We start from the raw sequence: 1,314 nt of genomic DNA on the forward strand, positions 1-1,314 counted from the left end.
TGTTGATGGTGCGGCGGATGTCCTCGATGCCCGAGCCTTCGCGCAGCTCCTTGGTGTTGGGATCGACTTCGGCGATCTCCTTGAGCATGTTGCGCTGGACCGCCGCCTCGAGCTGCTTGTTGATGATCGCGCGGATGTCCGATTCGAGCTTGGCGTTGTCCTCGGCGCTGATGTTGGGCGCCTGCACGAACTCGAAGTGGGTCTTGGTGACGTCGTTCTTGTAGCGGCTGGAGTTGACGACTTCGGTGTAGCTGTCCTCGCTCCAGAAGTTGTCTTCGGTGTTGATGTCCTGGAAGAAGCTGTAGAACTCCGAAGCGTTCCAGGTGCCCCAGGCCTTCATCTCCGGCAGGCGCATGTAGCAGTTCATCTTGTAGACCACCTGCACCGCCGAAGCCGAACCGGTGCTCAGGGTCTCCTTGAAGATCGCCGTGCCCAGCTCGGACAGCTCGACCATGAAGGACGCGATGTTCTTGCCGTAGATCGAGGGCTTGCCGGCGCCGCGGATCTTCTCCACCAGCGCGCCGCCCTCGCTGAGCAGCAGCTCGACGGTGCCGTCGGTCCACACCACCGGCGCGATCGCGACCTTGGGCGCGGTCTTGCCCTTGTACTTGTCGGCCAGCTTCTTCTGCAGCTCGTCGGTGATCTTCTTCTGCACGTCGGCCGGCACCGACAGTTCGGTGTCGAAGGCGATGAAGCCGCCGAACTTCTTGCCGCCGTCCTCGCGGATCTGGCCGTATTCGACGAAGCGCATGGCCAGGCCGCCGCTGGCCATCTTCGCGAAGGTCGGCGCGTTGGGCATGATGTAGTAGGTGAAATCGTTGGCGTCGTCGCCGTACACCACGTGGTCGAACAAAGTGTCGACGTTGTCGATCTTAAGCATGGACTTGCTCCTTATCCAAAGGTCCTGAAGCGTTGCGTTCCCTGGCGCGCCTTCCGTTGCGCCGCGTCGGTGTCGTGTCGGTCCTGGTCCGCTTGCGCCGCCACGACGCGGGCGAAGCGCGATTCGCGTTTGCCGCGCGATGCGATGGCGGCTCGATTCTTCCAACGCCGATCACAGTTCTCGCCGGACACACAAAAACACAGGTTTTCTCGGATGTTTTCGCGTTTTTCGAACGCGAACCCTTCCGCCGGCGCGCCCTGGCGAGGACGCGCCGCTTCTTTTGGACAAACGAATCCTGCGCGCACCGAGAGCTTCCGGCCGCGTGTCGGGTCGTTCGCTAATGTCGCGGCCGATGCCGCCGGCGCACGTTCGCGCCGCTGGGATCCGCGACGCGGCTGCGTCGGCGTTCGCTCAGCCGGTCCGCAGTCGCGCCG

At 63.2% G+C, this 1,314-nt stretch carries 2 protein-coding genes; both read right to left on the minus strand.

Translation table 11 applies throughout. The features are described 5' to 3' along the window. On the minus strand, positions 1 to 880 hold an 880-nt coding region (locus ABZY20_RS37195), incomplete at its 3' end, for a hypothetical protein (protein ID WP_356447955.1). An 11-nt stretch (positions 881 to 891) separates the two neighbouring features. Beyond that, positions 892 to 1,314 (minus strand): hypothetical protein (locus tag ABZY20_RS37200; RefSeq protein WP_356447957.1); only part of this gene is annotated, 423 nt, incomplete at its 5' end.

The organism is Streptomyces sp. NPDC006624 (genome assembly GCF_040611555.1).
Classification (GTDB): domain Bacteria; phylum Actinomycetota; class Actinomycetes; order Streptomycetales; family Streptomycetaceae; genus Streptomyces.